This window comes from Chryseobacterium ginsengisoli (genome assembly GCF_039542325.1).
Taxonomy (GTDB): domain Bacteria; phylum Bacteroidota; class Bacteroidia; order Flavobacteriales; family Weeksellaceae; genus Chryseobacterium; species Chryseobacterium ginsengisoli.
In genome coordinates this window covers 168,821-188,618 of the sequence record NZ_BAABHX010000006.1, presented here as the reverse complement: position 1 = coordinate 188,618, position 19,798 = coordinate 168,821, and the positions used below count along the sequence as shown (strand labels likewise).

Below are 19,798 nucleotides of genomic sequence, written 5' to 3'. Positions count from 1 at the left end.
GTTTTACTTGATATTTATTGGGTTTCCTGCGTAAAATTCGTAGATCTGTTTATTGAGAACCGCAGAATATTTCGACTGCAGATAATTTTGTATTGATTGAATATAATTAAGTCGTTGTTGTTGAAGTTGCACATAATCAATGCTTCCGATTTTCATTTGAGCATTTACAATGTCATAACTTTGTTTGTTGAGATCCATTTGCTTGGAAGCGGATTCGTATTGTGAAAGTGCATTTTGAAGGTTGATAAATGATTGTTCAACTTGTTGATTAAGAATTGTTTTTGTGTTTAATAAATCAAGATTAGCTTGTTGAATTTCAATTTTTGATTTTTCAACAGCTGTTTTATAAATTCTGTTATTATAAATGGGAATTCCCAGACTTAAACCAATTGGCAGATAAAAATTATTACCTAATTGATTAAAATAATTTCCATTGTTATAAGCGTAGTTAGTTGAAATATTTCCAACGACATTCAAAGTAGGAAGAATGGAAGCCTGAGTCATTTTTAAATTAGTATTCGAATTTTCAACATTTAATTCTCCATATTTTACTTCCGGACGTTGGTTTTGTGCTAAATTCTGAACCTCAGATAAAGATTTTAAATTTTCATCAACAATAATACTGTCGGGTTTAGTGATTTGGAAATCATAAGTGGTGGGAAGTTGTAAAATTTGTTTAAGATTAACAATATTTGTTCTCAAGCTGTTTTGTGCGGCAACCAAATTATATTCATCCTGTGCAACCTGAGCCTGAATTTGAAGGTAATTTAATTTTGAAATATTTCCTGCTTTATAAAACTGATCGCCCTGTTTTAGCTGAGTTTTTGTGGTTGTCAAAACACTTTCAAGCGAAATGATATTTTCCTGTGCCATTAAAATATTCAAAAAAGCCTGAGTAATCGTTAATGTGATATTATTTTGTGCTTCTGTCACAGATAAATCTGCCATCTGAAGTTGAAGGTTTTTCGAAACTTCATTGTTTTTAATATATCCCGCGTGATATAACGTCATGGAAGAATTTGCTCCAATATTTTGAGACTGAGCACCGTTTACATTTAGCCCATTATTTCCATTGACGGCAAAAAGTCCTTGTGAGACTGTTCCGTTAAGGTTGGGATATTTTGCTTCTTTTGCCTGAAGAAGATCCTGCTCTGCAGAATTTTTTGATAATCTTAATGAGTTGATTGAAATATTATTTTCTTTTGCATATTCGATACAGTTTTCCAATGTCCAGCTTGGTGGATAGTTATTAGTTTGTGCGAATATTTCGAGCGTTTTGAAGAAGAATATCAAAAAGAAAAATTTACGATTCATAGCTTAATTTTTGAAAATTCATAAATAGCAAAGAAAAAATCAATCCAATTTAATGAAAAAAAATAATGTTTAACAGGTTTTTAACACAGGAGCCGTTTTTTTGCGGTAAATTTTTTAAAAATTAAAAAAATATTAAAGAATTCTGAATTTAAGTTTACTTATTTAACACTTCATTCAAAAACAAGTCAAATATTTGTTGTATCTTTGCAAAAATTTTAAAATATTTAATGAATTTATTTACGGAGACCAATTTAAGTCCTGACATTCTTAAGGCCATTGGCGAACTGGGTTACGAAAGCCCGACAGAAATCCAAAAACAGACTATCCCTTTCATTCTTTCAGATATTCGCGATTTGATCGCACTTGCGCAGACGGGGACAGGCAAAACAGCAGCGTTTTCGCTTCCGATTTTGGATATGATTGACGCAACGAGTCGCAAAATCCAATTTTTGGTGCTTTGTCCGACACGAGAATTATGTCTTCAGATTACTAAAGACATAAAAAATTACTCTAAATACATGAAAGATATCAAAACTACAGCAGTTTATGGTGGAAGCAGTATTATGGAGCAAATCAGATCTTTAAAGGATAAACCGCAAATCATTGTGGGAACTCCGGGTAGAGTTATTGATTTAATTAACAGAAAAGCGCTTGACTTTTCAGCGATTCATTGGTTGGTTTTAGACGAAGCTGATGAAATGCTTTCAATGGGTTTCAAAGACGAATTGGAAACAATTTTGAGCGAAACTCCTGAAACAAAACAAACTTTCTTATTCTCGGCAACGATGAGTAAAGAGGTGGAGAGAATCTCTAAAAATTATTTGACAAAGCCACACAGAATTTCTGTAGGTTCTATTAACGAGGTTAAAAAGAACATTAAACATGAATATTATGTGACAGGTTACCGTCAGAAAAAAGAGGCTCTTAAGAGATTAATTGATGCTAATCCAAATCAGTATTCAATCATTTTCTGCAGAACGAGAATGGAAACTCAGGAAGTTGCTGATTTCTTGATGCAGAATGGTTATGCTGCAGATGCACTTCATGGTGATCTTTCTCAGGCTCAGAGAGATACGGTGATGAAGAAATTCAGATTGAAAAACATTGATATTCTTGTAGCGACAGATGTTGCAGCAAGAGGATTGGATGTAAACTCTCTTACACACGTTGTTCATTTCTCTTTACCGGATGATCCTGAAGTATTCGTTCACAGAAGTGGTAGAACGGGTAGAGCTGGAAAAGACGGTATTTCAATTGCTTTGATTAAGCCTGAAGAAAGCAGAAAATTAAAACAAATAAAATCTGTTACTAAAATTGACATTAACGAAGCTAGAATTCCTACGGGAGAAGATATCGTTAAAGCTCAGGTTGGTGGCGTTTTTGAAAGTCTATTCGAAGTACACGAAGATTTCTTTGAATTTGATGATGCTTTAATTCCTGATTTATCAAACTTCACGAAAGAAGAACTTGTTCACAAATTACTTCAGTTCCAGTTGAAAGATCTTGCTTTATTCTATAAAGATAAACAAGACCTTGTTGATATGAAACTAAGCAGTCGTGACGATGACAGAGGTGGTAGAGATCGCGATAGAGGAAGAGATCGTGACAGAGGCAGAGACCGCGACAGAGGAGACAGAAACGAAAGAAGCGGAGATAGAAGAGAGCGTATTGCAAAACCAAGAAGAAAGAACGAGGATATGGTAAGATTCTTCTTCAATCTTGGTAAAAAAGATCAATTGAAGAAACTTGATGTTTTGGATATTATCAATAAAGCTACTTCTAACGGAAAAAGTAAAAAAAGAGCTGAAATCGGAGATATTGAAATTTTAGAAAAATTTTCATTCTTTGAGGTTGAAAAATCGTTTAAAGGAGACCTTTTAAGCAATATTCAGTCAATGAAATTCAGAGGAAAAGATATGAGAGCTGAAGAGGCTAACTAAACTCATTCTGAACTATATAAGACCGGCTTTGTGCCGGTTTTTTTGTTTGCTAACGAAGTGTGAATTCAATGTTAACAAAACTTAATGTTATATGCTTTTTGGTAAGGCTCTTTTTTAAGAAATTTGCACACGAATTATAAAAACTTAAAAATGGGAATTGGTAATATTTTCCACGCTTTTCAACCTAAAGATAAAATCTTCTTTGTGCTTTTCGAAAAAGTAACTGAAAATCTGGTAGCAATGTCTGAGGATTTCAATACTGGTATCAAAGATTTCGACGTAAACGACGATACAATGTTGAAGAAAATGAGCGATTACGAACACAAAAATGATGAATTAACACACGAGATCTTCGTAGAATTGGGGAAAAACTTCATTACTCCTTTCGACAGAGAAGATATCCACACGTTAGCAACAGGATTAGACGATATCGCAGATTATATCTACGCTTCTACAAAATACATTTTCCTATACAAGTCGCCTGAAATGAAGGCATATTCAGATTTCTCTTTATTGATCCACAAGGCATGTCTTGAGATTCAGAATGCGATGAAAAACCTTAAAGGTTTTAAAAATATGGAGCAGGTAAAAGAAGCTTGTATCAAAGTAAATTCAATTGAAAATATTGCTGATGATTTGTTGTCAAATTCTATGGTAGAATTATTCGAAACAAACGATGCAATCAACATTATTAAAATTTCATCGGTACTTAATTATCTTGAAGTAGTAACTGACAAAGCAGAGGATGTTGCCAATACAATTGAGAACATCATGATTAAATACGCCTAAACAATATAACAAAAAATGGAATTTCCGATTTTACTTACGGTTATTATTGCTTTAGCTCTAATCTTCGATTATATCAATGGTTTTCATGACGCCGCCAATTCAATTGCAACAATTGTTTCTACAAAGGTTTTAACGCCTTTTCAGGCTGTTCTTTGGGCAGCACTTTGGAATTTTGCAGCATTCTTTTTAGCAGTTTATGTAATAGGTGAATTCAGAATTGGAAATACCATTGCCAAAACGGTTAATGAAAATTTTATCACGCTTGAAGTGATATTTTCAGGTCTTGTGGCAGCAATTGCATGGAACCTTTTAACATGGTGGTTTGGGATCCCTTCTTCATCTTCACATACATTGATCGGAGGATTTTTGGGAGCTGCATTAATGCATGCTTTTATGCTGGATTATCACGATGTGGTGTCATCACAGCCAAATTTAGGATCACTTGATACCTTAAAACTGGCTTTTCATCAATTAACTACTCAGAGTGTAGTGAAATTTGATAAAGTAATACCTATTTTCCTGTTCATTTTCATGGCGCCGATTATAGGGATGGTTATATCAATTATCATCACATTAATTATTGTTCACCTTTATAAAAGATCAAATCCATACAAAGCAGACAAATCTTTTAAAAAGTTACAGCTTGTTTCTTCAGCTTTGTTTAGTGTAGGACACGGTTTGAATGATGCTCAGAAAGTAATGGGTATTATTGGTGCTGCATTGATCTATTATCACGTTGAAATGTTGCATGATCCTCTTTATGTAAACATACCATCTGCTGAACGTTTCGATTATTTTGCTCAACATTACCTTTGGGTTCCTTTGGTTTCGTTCTTAGCAATCGGTTTAGGAACAATGAGTGGAGGATGGAAGATCATTAAAACAATGGGAACTAAAATTACGAAAGTAACTCCATTGGAAGGTGTAAGTGCAGAAACAGCAGGTGCAATCACGCTTTTCATTACAGATCAGTTGAGTATTCCTGTTTCTACAACACACACAATTACTGGTTCTATTATCGGAGTTGGTCTTACAAAAAGAATTTCTGCTGTAAGATGGGGAATTACTGTAAGTCTTCTTTGGGCTTGGGTTCTTACAATTCCTATTTCAGCAATTGTTGCAGGAGTTACTTATCTTCTTGTAGCATTCTTCTCTTAAAATACAAATTTTAAATATTATTAAAACTTTGCTCATTTGGGCAAAGTTTTTTGTTTTATAAAGCCTCGAAAAATCGTATTTTTGCTTAAACTATTAAAATTTATGGAATTTTTAGACAGATACCAACAGATTGTTGCTGATGCCATTACCAAATATACTTTTAAAGATAAACCTGCGGAATTATATGAGCCGATGAATTACATCATTTCTCACGGAGGAAAGCGTCTTCGTCCGATTATGGTTTTAATGGCTTGTGATCTGTTTGGGGGTGATATGAAAGAAGCGATAAAACCCGCTTTGGCAATCGAATTTTTCCATAATTTTACGCTGATCCATGATGATATTATGGACGAAGCACCTTTGAGGAGAAATAAGCCTACGATCCATACTTTACACGGAATCAATGTAGGAATTCTTTCCGGTGATGGTTTAATGTTAAAAGCATATAAATTTTTCGAAGATCTTGAACCTGAAATTTTTAAAGCTTGTATAAGAATTTTCACTCATACAGGCTTGCTTTTATGTGAAGGTCAGCAATATGATATCAATTTTGAAACTCAAAAGGATGTAACTTTTGATGATTATATAAGAATGATTACTTATAAAACCGGAGTTTTGAGTGCTTCATCTTTCGAAATAGGAGCATTAATTGCAAAAGCAAACTTCAAAGATGCAAAAGCAATTTTCAACTTCGGAAAACATATCGGAATTGCATTCCAGATCATGGATGATTATTTAGATGTATTCGGAGATCAGGCTCAGTTTGGTAAAAAACATGCGGGAGATATTTATGAAAATAAAAAAACGGTTCTTTATCTGATGGCGAGAGAGCATGCGACAGAAGAAGAAAGAAAAGAACTTGACTACTGGTATTCTAAAAAGACCGATAATATTGATAAAGTTTACGGTGTAGAAAAGATTTTCAGAAGAACAAAAGTGGATGAAAAGGCGTTACGTTTAATTGAAAAACACAACGAAATCGGACAAAGTTACCTTAAGAAAATCGATATCCCGGAAGAAAAGAAAAAACCTTTCGCAGAACTGGCAAATTATTTATTGAGAAGAGAAAGTTAAATTAGGTGGTAGGTTTTAGGAATTAGGGCTGAGTTTTTAAACAGCTTTTAACTAATTCCTAAATCCTAAATCCTAATCCCAAAAACATGAAATTCAGAACAGAAGTTGACATTAAAGAATCACAGAAGAAGATTGGCGTTGAAGATAAAATATTTTCAATAGGCTCCTGTTTTGCTTCTGAAATGTCGGATTTACTGAAGCAGGGACAATTGCAGACAGTTAATAATCCTTTTGGAACGATTTTCAACCCTTTTTCTATTAGTGATTCCATTAAAAGACTCCATGATGCAGAGTTTTATCATGAGGAGGAATTAATAACCTTTAATGATGAATTCATTTCTTTAGATCATCATTCTAGTTTTGATACAAGATATATTCATCAGACATTAGCGAAAATTAATGCTGATCTTGAGAAAGGAAATTCTTTTCTCCAAAATTCAAACTGGGTAATTATAACATACGGAAGTTCATTTATTTATGAATTTGTTCCGAAGCAAAAATTAGTGGCAAACTGCCATAAAATTCCCCAAAAATTCTTTGAAAAAAGATTATTGACTCATCAGGAACTGACTGATTCTATTTACAATACGATTTTAAATTTAAATGATATTTGTAAAGATAATGTTCAGATTTTATTCACAGTTTCGCCCGTTCGTCATACAAAGGACGGAATGATTGAAAATCAATTAAGTAAGTCGAAATTAATTACTGCAATTCACGAAATGATCGAAGGATTGGATTACTGCCATTATCTTCCGATTTATGAAATTTTAATGGATGATCTTAGAGATTACCGTTTTTATAAAGAAGATATGATCCATCCTAGTAATCAGGCGGTAAATTATATTTTTGAAAAATTTGGAAATGCTTATTTTTCTGAAGAAACTAAAGATTTTATTAAAGAAAATTTCAAAATTAATCAGGCTTTAGAACATAGAACGAGCGACGAAAAAGATCCTAAGTATATCGAATTTAAAGAAAAATTAAACCAAAAAATTGAAATTCAGCGACAAAAAGTAAAACATAAAATATTTTTAAATGATTGATTTTACTACGATTGATTATTTGAAAAACGGAAATGATACACAAAAAAGAGCTTTTGAAGTTCTCATTAAATATCAAATTTTCGAAAAGCTGAAAAATTATTCGCCAGTATTAGCGGGAACTATTCCGATTGAAATTGATGTTGAAGGAAGCGATCTGGACATTATTTGTGAAGTTAAAAATGAGATTGATTTTATTGAATTTTTAAATCAAAACTTTCAGAATTACAATAATTTTAATCTTGAGAAGATAATAATTAATGGCGAAAAATCAATTGTCTTAAATTTTATGCTAGAAGAGTTTCCAATTGAAATTTTTGGTCAGAATAAGCCTGTGAAACGGCAAAACGCTTATCTTCATATGATTGCAGAATATAAAATATTACAGGAAAAAGGAGAAGATTTTAAACAAAAAATAATAGAATTGAAGAAACAGGGAATCAAAACAGAACCCGCTTTTGGAATGTTACTGGGTATGGAAAATCCTTATGAAGATCTATTAAAATTTTAAAGAAAATGATTGATACACATACACATTTATACGCAGAAGAATTTGATGAAGATAGAAAAGAGGCTATTCAAAGAGCTTTAGATAAAGGAATTACAGAATTTTATCTGCCTGCAATCGATTCAGAATCTCATGAAAAAATGCTGCAATTGGAAGCGGAATATCCAAACCAAATTTTCTCAATGATGGGTTTGCATCCTTGTTATGTAAAACCTGAAACTTGGGAAAAAGAACTTGAAACCGTTAAAAATTATTTGGATCAAAGGGCTTTTCCGGCTATTGGAGAAATCGGAATTGATTTATATTGGGATAAAACTACTTTGGATATTCAGGTAAAAGCTTTTGAACAGCAGATCGACTGGGCAATTGAAAAAGATCTGCCAATTGTGATTCATACAAGAGAAAGTTTTGATGAAACTTTTGAGGTATTAGAAAGAAAAAAGCATCCGAAACTAAGAGGGATTTTTCATTGTTTTTCTGGTAATTTAGAGCAGGCAAAACATGCGATTGATCTTAATTTTATTTTAGGAATTGGTGGAGTAGTGACGTTTAAAAATGGTAAAATCGATCAGTTTTTAAATGAAATTTCCTTAGATAAAATTGTTTTGGAAACAGATTCTCCGTATTTAGCCCCGGTTCCACACCGAGGAAAAAGAAATGAAAGTTCTTATCTTGATCTTGTTGCCGGAAAATTAGTTGATATTTATAAGGTGGATTTTTCGGAAATTGATAGAATTACGACTGAGAATGCAAAGAAAATGTTTTCTTAGGTATATTTAAATTGATTAAAATTATTATAAGAAATACTAAAACATTTGAAATTTAAACACAAAATAGGAGAAATATCTAAAAATGTTGAACTTTATGGTTATATAGGATTTCTTATAATAATTTTAGCATATATAGTTGCTCAATTTTATATTAAATCTCATCTTCCGGAGGTCAGCTGGACTGGTTCTGACTGGCTAATAAATTATGAAGATGGAGGATTTAAGCGTAGAGGATTTTCCGGAAGTATTCTATTTTTCATTCAAGACATATTAAAGATACCACTCAATACTCAGATTTTTATTATTCAGTTTTTTTTTGTGACGATGATATTTTATTTTATCATTCGTTTATTTCTACTAAAAAAAATAAATTGGGATATTTTAATATTGTTGTGCTCTCCACTTTGTCTTTTATTTATCCCTATTAATATTTTTAATTCCGGTAGAAAAGAGATTATCTTAATTGCATTAGTGGCTTTCTTTGCCTATGGAGAAGCAAACCATTTGAAGAAATATATTCTTTTCATCGGTTATATTGTAGGTTTATTTTTACATGAATTATTTTATTTTTATTTGCCTTTTATTATTGCTGTTTATATTTTAAAGACTAATAAAATTAATTTAAAATATCTACTAAATTTATTTTTGGTATCTACATTAACAGTCGGAATATTATTCTTTTTTGGAGGAGAAATCAACCAAGGAAAAACGATAGAAATTTTAAAGCTTAGAGGGATAAAACTTAGTGAATTAAACATCTTCACGTATGATATGGCAAAAGAAAGAAAAGAGATGTTTGCTGCCTATAAATCGTACATCTTATTTGCTTTGGAGCTTTTACTTATGATATTTTTATTTTTTGCATTCGTAAAAAGATATTTACCATTAAAAGTAAAAGTATTTAAAATTTTTGTTTTAATGTCTTTAATTTGGGTTAGTCCACTGTATTTTTTAGGTGCAGATTGGTTCCGTTGGAATCATATCTATGCATTATTACTTATCATACTTATCATATTGGCATTACCAGATAATGATAAAAGAAAACCTTATATAGAAGGGACGTTTAATACTTCTTTGTTGCTTGTAAGTATTCTTTTTTTCATTGTATTTTTCCTGCATATAAAATATGATACCTCTGGAAATTCTCAAGAAAAATTATTAGAATTTATAAAAGATAAAATTCCATTTATATAATTCAATGAATCTTAATTTAATATAAAAAAGCCTTCCGATCAGAAGGCTTTTTTATTATTTCTTTCTTGTGAAATTCTTGTTCTTCGGCTTCTTAAAGCTTGTCGAAGATGCAGTAGAATCCGTTGCTTTTTTATTTTTATTAGGTTTTGGAGAACTGAATCTTGAAGTTCTTGGTCTTTCTCCACCTGCCGTTGTTGGTTTGTTATTTGAATCTCTTTTCTGAGCAACCAAATTGTCCGTATGAAACGGATGATCCTTTTCCACTGGAATTTTCATTCCGATAAGTTTCTCAGTATTTCTTAGATTTAATAAATCAAGCCCGTCAACGAAAGAAATAGAGTTTCCTTCAGCTCCGGCTCTTCCTGTTCTTCCGATTCTGTGAACGTAGGTTTCGGAAACGTCTGAAAGCTCGAAATTAACAACATATTTCAGCTCATCAATATCAATTCCTCTTGCTGCAATATCTGTTGCAACTAAAACTCGGGTTTTCCCCGACTTAAAATTACTTAAAGCATTCTGGCGTGCATTCTGAGATTTATTTCCATGAATTGCTTCTGTCGTAATATCATCTTTCTGCAGTTTTCTTGCAATTTTATCTGCGCCATGTTTCGTTCTGGCAAAAACCAAAACAGAATCCGCAATATCATTCTTTAAAATATGTGTCAAAAGATCTAGTTTATTATCTCTTTCAACAAAATATACCGACTGTTTAATTGTTTCTGCGGTTGAAGAAACCGGAGTGACTTCTACTTTTACAGGATTGTTCAAAATAGAATCTGCTAATTTCTGAATTTCAGAAGGCATTGTTGCAGAGAAAAATAATGTCTGTCTTCTTTGAGGTAAAAGCTTAATAATTCTTTTTACATCGTGTACAAAACCCATGTCCAACATTCTGTCGGCTTCATCCAGGACAAAAATTTCAAGGTCTTTCAAACTGATAATTCCCTGAGCAATAAAATCCAGCAATCTTCCCGGAGTTGCCACCAAAATATCAATACCTTTTCTTAAAGCCGTTTCCTGATTTCCCTGTTTTACACCTCCGAAAATTACTAAGTGCCTTAATGGTAGGTGTTTCCCGTAAGCTTTTATGTTCTCTTCAATCTGTATCGCCAATTCTCTTGTAGGAGTTAATATTAACGCTTTAATATTTTTGTTTGGCGTTTTATTTTTAGAAAGATTCTGTAAAATAGGAATGGCAAATGCTGCCGTTTTTCCTGTTCCCGTCTGCGCGCAACCCAAAAAATCTTTTCCCTGTAGAATTTCAGGAATTGATCTTTCCTGAATGGGAGTTGGGTTTGTATATCCTTGTTCCTCAATTGCTTTTGCAATGGGTTCGATTAAGTTTAAATCTGTAAAATTCAAATGAATTGTTTTTATATTAAATAAAAATTCCTTCAAAATGAAGGAATTATGTTTGCAAAGGTAGCTTAAATATTTTTAAGTGAGTTATTTCACTTTTGTCCATTGTTGGTTGTTTCTCAAATCTTCAAAAAACTTATAAACTTCTACCAGTTTTTCTGTTCCTTTTTTGCCGTAATCTTCTACTGTTTTAGACGTTTTATCTGCAAAATTAATTCTTAAATAAGATGTTGGAAGATCTGTAACGTTTCTTTCTCCGTATTTATCATTTAAGTTTTTTACATCAAGACCATCCAATAAAGCTATAAGTTTGTTGTAATCTGGTTCTTTAATTGTTCCTTTAAAAGTTCCTTCTCTCGGCTTGTCGAATTCCCCTTTTGAAAACCCTTTTGAAAAGTTAAAATGTTCAGCTTCAAATACAGCTGTTCTGTCCGGATTGATCGTTATTTTAAAAATAGGACAAGATCCGAAACAAGGTGTTGCCTCGTACTCAATTCTAGAATACTTTGAGATCATTTTTTGAGAGTTACATGAGAACAAAAAGATAAATGAGCAAAGGGCTAATAAATATTTCATAGTTTAAATTTTGTGGTGTCTTCCAAGAATTGTTCCAAAATTAGAGATAAAAAAAGATTAAATAGAAATTTAATATTAAGAAAAGATTTTTCGGATAAATTTTTGTTATTTTGATCATTATAATTTCACATTCTTATTTATGTATAACTTCCTGAAGTCGGTTGCTAAAAATATTATTCCTCAGAAAGCCCTTATCAATAATGAAGATCGATTCCGAAGACTTCTGATCCCTTTTTATAAGGGTAAGAATCATGAATGCAATGTTTGTGGAACAAAGCTGAAGAATTTCGCTCAATTGGGGAATGGAGATCTTATATGTCCTGTCTGTGGAAGTATTTCTAGAGCAAGAAGATTGTATAAGCTTTTGACCGAAGAATTCTTTAAGCCCAATATCGTTGTTTTGGATTTCTCACCTTTCAGAATTTTATATAGGAAATGGAAAAAGAAAATTGACATCCAATATTTTGCAACAGATTTCGGAAATGATTTTATAGCTGATCATTGTTATGATATTACAAATATCGACTGTAAAGATGAAACTTTTGATCTTATCATCTGCTATCATATTTTAGAGCATATTATTGATGATAGAAAAGCAATGAGTGAACTGTACAGAGTATTAAAAATTGGTGGAAATGTATTGATACAGACTCCTTTTAAAGAAGGTGAAATCTATGAAGATTACTCTATTGTTACTGATGAAGAACGTTTAAAACATTTTGGACAGGAAGATCATGTAAGAATCTATTCAGTAAAAGCTTTGGAAAGCAGGTTAAAAGAAGCAGGTTTTCAGGTAAAAGTAAGGACTTTTGCGGCAGATGATTATTACGGATTTTCCCAGAACGAAAAAGTACTGATCTGTACAAAGTAATTATATAAAAAATCCGCCTCAAATTATGAGACGGATTTTTTATATAATAAATTAATTTAAATTTTACCCGTGCAACTGTTTCCAGATTGCATCCTTTAATTCTACAAGACCTTCTCCTGTAACTCCAGAGAAAAACAAAGGCTGTTTATTTTCAGGGAATTCGGCAGCAATTTCTTTTTTAAGTTCGTCATCCAAAAGATCAGATTTTGAAACGGAAATAATGAAATCTTTGTCTAATAATTCAGGATTATATTCTTTCAATTCGTTTTCAAGAATTTTAAACTCCTGAAAATGCTGTTCAGAATCTGCAGGAATTAAAAATAACAAGATCGAGTTTCTTTCAATATGTCTTAAGAATCTGTGACCAAGACCTTTACCTTCTGCAGCACCTTCAATGATTCCCGGAATATCTGCCATTACAAAAGATTTATAATTTCTGTAATCAACAATTCCTAAGTTGGGCGTTAAAGTGGTAAATGCATAATTGGCAATTTTCGGTTTTGCCGCAGAAACAGATGCTAAAAGAGTAGATTTTCCAGCATTCGGGAAACCAACAAGACCTACATCTGCTAAGATTTTAAGTTCAAAAACTACAAAACCTTCCTGACCGTCCATTCCGGGTTGTGCAAAACGTGGAGTCTGGTTAGTAGAAGATTTAAAATGCTCATTTCCTTTTCCACCTTTTCCACCTTCCATCAGAATGATTTCCTGACCATCTTCCATGATTTCGCCAATGATCTCTCCTTCTTCATTTTTAGCAATGGTTCCGATAGGTACTTCAATATAAACATCAGCTCCGTAAGCTCCTGTTAACTGGTTTTTTGCTCCGTTTTCACCACGTTCAGCTTTTACGTGACGGGTATAACGAAGCGGAAGTAAAGTCCATTCCTGAGCATTTCCTTTCATGATAACATGACCGCCTCGACCTCCGTCTCCACCATCAGGACCACCTTTGGGAATATACTTTTCACGGCGAAGGTGAGCAGAACCTGCACCTCCGTGACCGCTTTTACAATGAATCTTTACGTAATCTACAAAATTTGACATATTTTTTTAACTTAGGATTTAGGGCTTAGAGCCTAGGATTTAGCGTAAACTATTACCTAATTCCTAAACCCTAATTCCTTATTTTACTTTTTCTACTTCAGCGAAAAGTTTTTCAGAGATTTCGTTGATATCTCCTACACCGTTAATCTCTACATATTTACCTTGTTGTTTGTAAAGTTCGGCTACTTCTGCTGTTTTTGTGTAGTATTCTTTTATTCTGTTTTCGATGATCTCAACATTGCTGTCATCAGATCTTCCGCTGATTTCACCTCTTTTCAATAATCTTTCAACTAAAATTGAATCTTCAACGATTAATGAAAGACAAACATCAATCTCATCATTCAGTTCTTCTTTTACGATTTTTTCCAATGCTTCTGTCTGAACTGCTGTTCTCGGATATCCGTCGAAAATAAATCCTGCAGCATCGGTTGGTTTTCTGATTTCGTCAACCAGCATATCTGTCGTTACCTGATCCGGAACCAATTCTCCTTTATCGATGAATGATTTAGCCAATTTCCCAAGTTCAGTATCATTTTTCATATTGAATCTGAAAAGATCACCTGTTGAGATTTGTTTTAAATTGAATTTTTCGATTAAGTTTTGCGCTTGAGTTCCTTTTCCACTTCCTGGAGGGCCGAACAGAACAATGTTTATCATAATTTTCATTTTGCTTCAGGCTTTAGGCAGTACGCTTTAAGCTCTTAGCTTTTTTAGTTAATATTTACTTTTACTTAGATATAATTTTAAAAGCTAATAGCCGGAAGCTAAAAGCTCATGGCAATTTAATGGTTGATTTGTCCGTCTTCCAATTGGTACAAATTCGGTAAGTTTCTACCTAATTCATCGTAATCCAATCCGTAACCTAGAACAAATTTGTTTGGAATCTCTTTTCCGATATAATCTAACTTGAAATCTTTCTTGTAAACTTCAGGTTTTAATAAGAAAGAAGCGATTTTTACAGATTTCGGACGTTGTGTTTCGTTGAAGTATTTAAAAAGACTTTCAACCGTATTTCCCGTGTCTACAATATCCTCTACCAAGATAATGTGACGGTCTTTTACATCCTTCGTTAATTCCATTTTCTGGTAAACAATTCCTGTAGATTCTGTTCCGGCATAAGAACTCATCTGGATAAATGCAATCTCACATTCTCCCGGATAATGCTTTAAAAGGTCTGAGAAGAACATGATTACTCCGTTTAAAACACCAATGAAAACAGGAACTTCATCCTTGTAATCTTCATAAATTTTTAAAGCCGTAGCTTTTACAATCTCCTGAATTTCGGCGTCCTCCAAATAAGGAACAAAAGTTTTGTCGTGAACTTTAATACTTTCCATAAAATTTTTAGTAGGCGGCAAAGTTACGGATTTTTGATGAAAGTTTTTTGAAGGGTGTTTCAGTTTAGTAAAACATTTGACAGAGAAAGTATTATTAAAACGAAATAAATGCTTCGAAAGCCATAGAATAACATTGCTATAAATGTATCACTAATTAAAACGGTTAGTATTAGAGTTGTCATGCTGAGGTTCTCGAAGCATCTTTATAAAGTTATTAAAGGCTTAGTTGGAAACAGGAAGCTTTAATAATTTAAGATAGTAGATTTCTCCTTCGTCGAAATAACAAACATTACGCTTAAAATTTTGAAATATTTAAAAATCATTATCTTTGCAACTCACAACCCCCAAATAAGATGTAGGATACAATTTCTTTCAGATTTAATAAACAATAACAGAAAATGTTATTGCAGTTTTAACTTTAATTAAAGAAAGAAATTATGCTTTTTCTACAAAATATATCCTTTGGGTTTCCGGCGGGAAATCTCTTATTTAATTCTATCAACTTAACGATACAAACTCACATAAAATCGGCTTTGGTCGGAAGTAACGGCATGGGAAAATCTACCTTGCTGAAAATCATGGCGAATGAAATCGAACCTTTGGAAGGTAACGTCAATATCCAGGGCGATTTATTTTATGTTCCTCAGATGTTTGGAAATTTTAATGACTTAACGGTTGCTGAATGTTTGAAAATAGATAAAAAACTCGAAGCCCTTCAAAAAATAACGAGTGGGGAAGTGGATGAAATTTATTTTGAAACATTAAATGACGATTGGGAAATTGAAGAACGTTGCCAACAAGCTTTACAATATTGGAAACTTGAAAATTTAGAATTAAATCAAAAATTAGAAACTCTAAGTGGCGGACAAAAAACAAAGGTTTTTCTTGCAGGAATTCAAATCAATCAGCCTGAAATTATTTTATTGGATGAACCTACGAATCATCTTGATTTGGAAGGTCGAAATCTGTTGTATGATTTTATTGAAAAAACAAATTCAACGGTTGTGATTGTCAGTCATGATCGTACTTTACTGAATTTGGTCGATACAATTTTTGAATTGAGCAATCAGGGAATTTCGACTTATGGCGGAAATTATGATTTTTATGTCGAACAAAAAGAAATTGAAAATGAAGCGTTACAAAATGATATTCATTCCAAAGAAAGGGCGCTAAAAAAAGCCAAAGAAAAAGAAAGAGAAACAATCGAACGAAAGCAAAAACTCGATGCACGAGGAAAAGGAAAGCAGGAAAAATCGGGTGTGGCGAGAATTATGATGAATACTCTGCGGAATAATGCTGAGAAAAATTCTTCCAAATTAAAATCAATTCATGCCGATAAAATCAATGATATTTCCGGTGATTTACGGGATTTGCGGTCGTCTGTGAGAAATGCGGATCAGATGAAAGTGAATTTTAATGATTCGAATCTGCATTCGGGGAAAATTTTGATTTTGGCGGAAGAAATTAATTTTAAATATGATAATGAAAATCTTTGGAAAGAAAATCTCAATCTTGAAATCCGAAGTGGTGACAGAATTTCTATCAAAGGCTCGAACGGTTCGGGAAAAACGACTTTGATCAAGCTGTTGTTAGGAAATTTGCTGCCTTCTGCTGGAACAATTTCGAGAGCTGATTTTCAGACGATTTATATTGATCAGGAGTATTCTTTGATTGATAGAAATGCAACGGTTTATGAATTTGCCCAACAATTCAACGATAATGCAATGCAGGAATCTGAAGTGAAAACCTTATTGTCTAGATTTTTATTCGGAAAGGAAGTCTGGGATAAAAACTGCGATGTTCTGAGTGGCGGAGAAAGCCTGCGACTTCTTCTGTGCGGACTTTCCATCAGCAATAAAGCACCCGATATGATTATTCTCGATGAACCGACGAATAATTTAGATCTTCAAAATGTGGAAATTCTGACGAATTCTATTAAGGATTATCATGGAACTTTGGTGGTGATTTCGCATGATGGAGTGTTTTTGGAGGAGATTGGGGTTGTGAATGAGGTTTTGTTGAAATAAGAATAATAAAAATATTCATACTGTTTGTCATTCCGCAGGAATCTAATTTGTTGAAAGGTTTCTGCGGAATGATATTTATTTAGTTTCTGATAATGTCCAGTCAAAATAAATATTTGTATTGATAAGATCAACGAGAACATGAGCCAAATTATAATAACAAAAATATCTGCCTAAATTGATAGGAGTTTGTTTTAAAGTTTCTTCCAGTTGTTCTTTAGTATAATAGTGACGATGTGTTTCATTATTTTCATCATAAGTAAAATATTGAATTCTGTTTCTTAATAAAACAGTTATTAGTTCATTGAAATTTTCACCTTCGTCTAATTCATATATATCAGTAATTATTAGATCATAATTGTTGTTTTGAATATTGTAATTTTTATAGAAAAGTCTTATTAATCTCTCTTTGTTTAATTTATTGGTCACTTCAATGAGAGCTTGTTTTATACCTGTACCACTTCCGTATTCAAATATTCTTCCATCTTTTTTTACAAGAAGTATTGGTCCTTGACCGACTAACCTTACTTTTTTGTCTTTTGCTTGATAACCAAAAACGAAGATATCATCATAATCTTCTGTGTAACTAACTTCAACATGATCTCCAGCATTATTTAGGACGTATTCTTCGGCTATTTTTAAAAGTTCATCTTTTGAGTTTTGTTGCATTTTATTTTAAATGTTTTTGAAAACTAAACTTACGGATTCCCGTTTAATAATTTGTAAATTTTATAAGTATATTTGATTTAAAAACAAATAGAAATGAAAAGAATTTTAATGATTTGGATGGTGTTATCTTTTAGTTTTGTTTATTCTCAACAAGGAGGTTTCGATGATTTAGATAAAATTTTTGATGAATATGAAAAAGAATATCAACAAAAAAATAATCCTTATGCAGAATCTCCAAATGACACTGAACGAATAAGGGAAATAAAAAAAAGGCTAAGTGCTAAAAGACAGCAAAGACTAGATATAAACAAGCTTTCACAGCAACAAAAAGAAGAAGTTAATCAATATAAAAATATTGAAAATTCAGCTACAAGAAATGCTGCACAATCTATATCAGGTTTTAGGGAAGCGCCAACAGATTTAGGGGAAGCTATTAATATGTCTGAACAAACCTCTCAACAAAATGCTTACGATGATGCAACTCAAACCGTTGGTATTTCTAATGCGAATGACGGTATTATTACAGCAAATAATAAAGATGTTATTAAAATGGAAACTGAGACGAAGGGAATTAATAAAGAAATGATTTTAGCTTTTTCTTTTGTCGCTTTATTATTTCTTTTAATTATTATTCGTCGAAAAAGGATTAAAAATTAATGGTTAAACTTTGTCTATAAAATAAAATCCACCACAAATTTGCCCACCCAATTTTTTAAAAGTAATTTTGCATGAATCTAAAATAAAAGTAAAATATGTCAACTTACGTAGTTGTAGGTCTTCAGTATGGAGATGAAGGTAAAGGAAAAATCACGGATGTTTTATCGGCAAAATCGGATTACGTTGTACGCTTCCAGGGAGGGGACAACGCTGGTCACACGGTTTATGTAGGCGATGAAAAATTCGTTTTGCACCTTCTTCCATCGGGAGTTCTTCAGTGCAAAGGGAAGTGTATCATTGCCAACGGAGTAGTGGTAAATCCTAAATCTTTCATTAAGGAGGTGAATCAGATCGAAAGCAAAAACTTAAGAACTGATCACATTTTCATCAGCAGAAGAGCGCATGTCATCATGCCTTACCACATTCTTTTGGATACTTACCGTGAAGAAGAGCACGGAGGAACGCAGATCGGAACGACGAAAAAAGGGATCGGACCTTGTTATGAAGACAAAATTGCAAGAGTTGGTATCAGAATGATCGATCTTCTGAATCCTGAGATTTTAAGAGACAAAATCGAGAAAAACTTAAAAATTAAGAATTCTCTATTTGAAAAATATTACGGAAAACCGACATTAGACGTTGAAGAAATTTACAACGAATATTTAGAAATCGGAAAACAGCTTCAAGACAGAATCGTTGATACTGAATTAGAATTAAACGAAGCTATCAGAGACGGTAAAAACGTTTTATTCGAAGGAGCACAAGCTTTGATGTTGGATATCGACTTTGGAACGTATCCATACGTAACTTCATCTTCTCCGTCAACTGGAGGAGTTTGTACAGGAGCAGGAGTTCCACCAACTTCATTACAGAACCTTATCGGAGTTGCAAAAGCATATTGTACAAGAGTTGGAAACGGACCTTTCCCTTCTGAATTAGACAATGAATTAGGAGAAAGCATCAGACAAATCGGAGGTGAATTCGGAGCAACTACAGGTAGACCAAGAAGAACAGGTTGGTTAGACCTTGTTTCTTTGAAGCATGCTTGTATGATTAACGGAATCAACAACTTGGTAATTACGAAATTAGACGTTCTTACAGGAATTGAAAACCTTAAAATCGTTACTCATTACAAAACTGAAGACGGAAAAATCATCGATTATTTCACTTCTTCAACAGAAAAATTATACAACTACGAACCAATCTATCAAGATTTACCGGGTTGGAACGAAGATCTTACAAAAGTAAGAAGCTACGACGAACTTCCGGACAACGCTCAGAAATACATCGAATTTATCGAGAAGTATTTGGGAATCAACGTTTACTTGGTTTCTGTTGGTCCTGAAAGAAGTCAGAACATTATCAGAAAAGAATTATTCTAAGGAATATTTTTAAATAAATAAAAAGAGACTGTCAGTTTTGATGGTCTCTTTTTTATTTTGGAGCTATTTCCCGCTTTTCGCTGCAA

The 19,798-nt window shown here is 32.7% G+C and carries 19 protein-coding genes; 12 read left to right on the top strand and 7 right to left on the bottom strand.

Features of this window, described 5'->3' with window-relative positions; all coding sequences use genetic code 11:
• Positions 1–3 precede the first annotated feature (3 nt).
• Positions 4–1,314 (bottom strand): TolC family protein, encoded by a 1,311-nt coding sequence (locus ABD940_RS17545; RefSeq protein ID WP_345206869.1) that lies wholly within the window; start codon positions 1,312–1,314, stop codon positions 4–6.
• Between the two features lie 227 nt (positions 1,315–1,541).
• On the opposite strand from ABD940_RS17545, the gene ABD940_RS17540 reads away from it, so the two are divergent.
• The 8 genes from ABD940_RS17540 (at position 1,542) to ABD940_RS17505 (ending at position 9,790) form a co-directional block, all read left to right on the top strand.
• Positions 1,542–3,254: a DEAD/DEAH box helicase gene (locus ABD940_RS17540; RefSeq protein ID WP_345206867.1), complete on the top strand. Its 1,713-nt coding sequence runs from the start codon at positions 1,542–1,544 to the stop codon at positions 3,252–3,254.
• A gap of 150 nt (positions 3,255–3,404) precedes the next feature.
• Positions 3,405–4,043 (top strand): DUF47 domain-containing protein, encoded by a 639-nt coding sequence (locus tag ABD940_RS17535; protein WP_345206865.1) that lies wholly within the window; start codon positions 3,405–3,407, stop codon positions 4,041–4,043.
• 15 nt (positions 4,044–4,058) lie between these two features.
• Positions 4,059–5,201: an inorganic phosphate transporter gene (locus ABD940_RS17530; RefSeq protein ID WP_345206863.1), complete on the top strand. Its 1,143-nt coding sequence runs from the start codon at positions 4,059–4,061 to the stop codon at positions 5,199–5,201.
• Positions 5,202–5,303: 102 nt separating this feature from the next.
• A complete protein-coding gene (locus ABD940_RS17525; protein WP_345206861.1) occupies positions 5,304–6,275 on the top strand; it encodes a polyprenyl synthetase family protein in 972 nt (323 codons plus the stop codon).
• 86 nt (positions 6,276–6,361) lie between these two features.
• Positions 6,362–7,321, top strand: coding sequence for a GSCFA domain-containing protein (locus ABD940_RS17520; protein WP_345206859.1), 960 nt, complete (start codon positions 6,362–6,364; stop codon positions 7,319–7,321).
• Complete coding sequence (locus tag ABD940_RS17515) at positions 7,314–7,829, top strand: DUF4269 domain-containing protein (RefSeq protein ID WP_345206857.1); 516 nt, start codon at positions 7,314–7,316, stop codon at positions 7,827–7,829. The genes ABD940_RS17520 and ABD940_RS17515 overlap by 8 nt, the downstream gene beginning before the upstream one ends.
• Positions 7,830–7,834: 5 nt before the next feature.
• Entirely contained in the window at positions 7,835–8,596 is a 762-nt protein-coding gene (locus ABD940_RS17510; RefSeq protein ID WP_345206855.1) for a TatD family hydrolase, read from the top strand.
• A gap of 45 nt (positions 8,597–8,641) precedes the next feature.
• Positions 8,642–9,790 carry a hypothetical protein gene (locus tag ABD940_RS17505; protein ID WP_345206853.1) on the top strand — a complete coding sequence of 383 codons (1,149 nt, stop codon included), beginning with the start codon at positions 8,642–8,644 and terminating at the stop codon, positions 9,788–9,790.
• Positions 9,791–9,844: 54 nt separating this feature from the next.
• Here ABD940_RS17505 and ABD940_RS17500 read toward each other — a convergent pair whose 3' ends face one another.
• Together ABD940_RS17500 and ABD940_RS17495 are read right to left on the bottom strand one after the other, a co-directional pair.
• Positions 9,845–11,152: a DEAD/DEAH box helicase gene (locus tag ABD940_RS17500; RefSeq protein WP_345206851.1), complete on the bottom strand. Its 1,308-nt coding sequence runs from the start codon at positions 11,150–11,152 to the stop codon at positions 9,845–9,847.
• Between the two features lie 84 nt (positions 11,153–11,236).
• Positions 11,237–11,665 (bottom strand): DUF6438 domain-containing protein, encoded by a 429-nt coding sequence (locus ABD940_RS17495; RefSeq protein ID WP_345206849.1) that lies wholly within the window; start codon positions 11,663–11,665, stop codon positions 11,237–11,239.
• Positions 11,666–11,864: 199 nt separating this feature from the next.
• Here ABD940_RS17495 and ABD940_RS17490 point away from each other — a divergent pair, with 199 nt between their 5' ends.
• Positions 11,865–12,596: a class I SAM-dependent methyltransferase gene (locus ABD940_RS17490; protein WP_345206847.1), complete on the top strand. Its 732-nt coding sequence runs from the start codon at positions 11,865–11,867 to the stop codon at positions 12,594–12,596.
• 63 nt (positions 12,597–12,659) lie between these two features.
• Here the strand turns inward: ABD940_RS17490 and obgE are convergent, their stop codons facing one another.
• From obgE to hpt, 3 genes are all read right to left on the bottom strand, one after another.
• Positions 12,660–13,643 carry a GTPase ObgE gene (gene obgE, locus ABD940_RS17485; RefSeq protein ID WP_345206845.1) on the bottom strand — a complete coding sequence of 328 codons (984 nt, stop codon included), beginning with the start codon at positions 13,641–13,643 and terminating at the stop codon, positions 12,660–12,662.
• A gap of 78 nt (positions 13,644–13,721) precedes the next feature.
• Positions 13,722–14,300 (bottom strand): adenylate kinase, encoded by a 579-nt coding sequence (locus ABD940_RS17480; protein ID WP_345206843.1) that lies wholly within the window; start codon positions 14,298–14,300, stop codon positions 13,722–13,724.
• A 125-nt stretch (positions 14,301–14,425) separates the two neighbouring features.
• On the bottom strand, positions 14,426–14,980 hold the full coding sequence (gene hpt, locus ABD940_RS17475; protein WP_345206841.1) for a hypoxanthine phosphoribosyltransferase: 555 nt from the start codon (positions 14,978–14,980) through the stop codon (positions 14,426–14,428).
• Positions 14,981–15,417: 437 nt separating this feature from the next.
• Between hpt and ABD940_RS17470 the strand changes: the two genes are divergently transcribed.
• Entirely contained in the window at positions 15,418–17,007 is a 1,590-nt protein-coding gene (locus ABD940_RS17470; protein WP_345206839.1) for an ABC-F family ATP-binding cassette domain-containing protein, read from the top strand.
• Positions 17,008–17,082: 75 nt separating this feature from the next.
• Here ABD940_RS17470 and ABD940_RS17465 read toward each other — a convergent pair whose 3' ends face one another.
• Positions 17,083–17,673 (bottom strand): hypothetical protein, encoded by a 591-nt coding sequence (locus tag ABD940_RS17465; RefSeq protein ID WP_345206837.1) that lies wholly within the window; start codon positions 17,671–17,673, stop codon positions 17,083–17,085.
• A gap of 93 nt (positions 17,674–17,766) precedes the next feature.
• Between ABD940_RS17465 and ABD940_RS17460 the strand changes: the two genes are divergently transcribed.
• Both ABD940_RS17460 and ABD940_RS17455 read left to right on the top strand, forming a co-directional pair.
• Positions 17,767–18,330 (top strand): hypothetical protein, encoded by a 564-nt coding sequence (locus ABD940_RS17460; RefSeq protein WP_345206835.1) that lies wholly within the window; start codon positions 17,767–17,769, stop codon positions 18,328–18,330.
• 95 nt (positions 18,331–18,425) lie between these two features.
• Positions 18,426–19,712 (top strand): adenylosuccinate synthase, encoded by a 1,287-nt coding sequence (locus ABD940_RS17455; protein ID WP_345206833.1) that lies wholly within the window; start codon positions 18,426–18,428, stop codon positions 19,710–19,712.
• Positions 19,713–19,798: the final 86 nt, after the last annotated feature.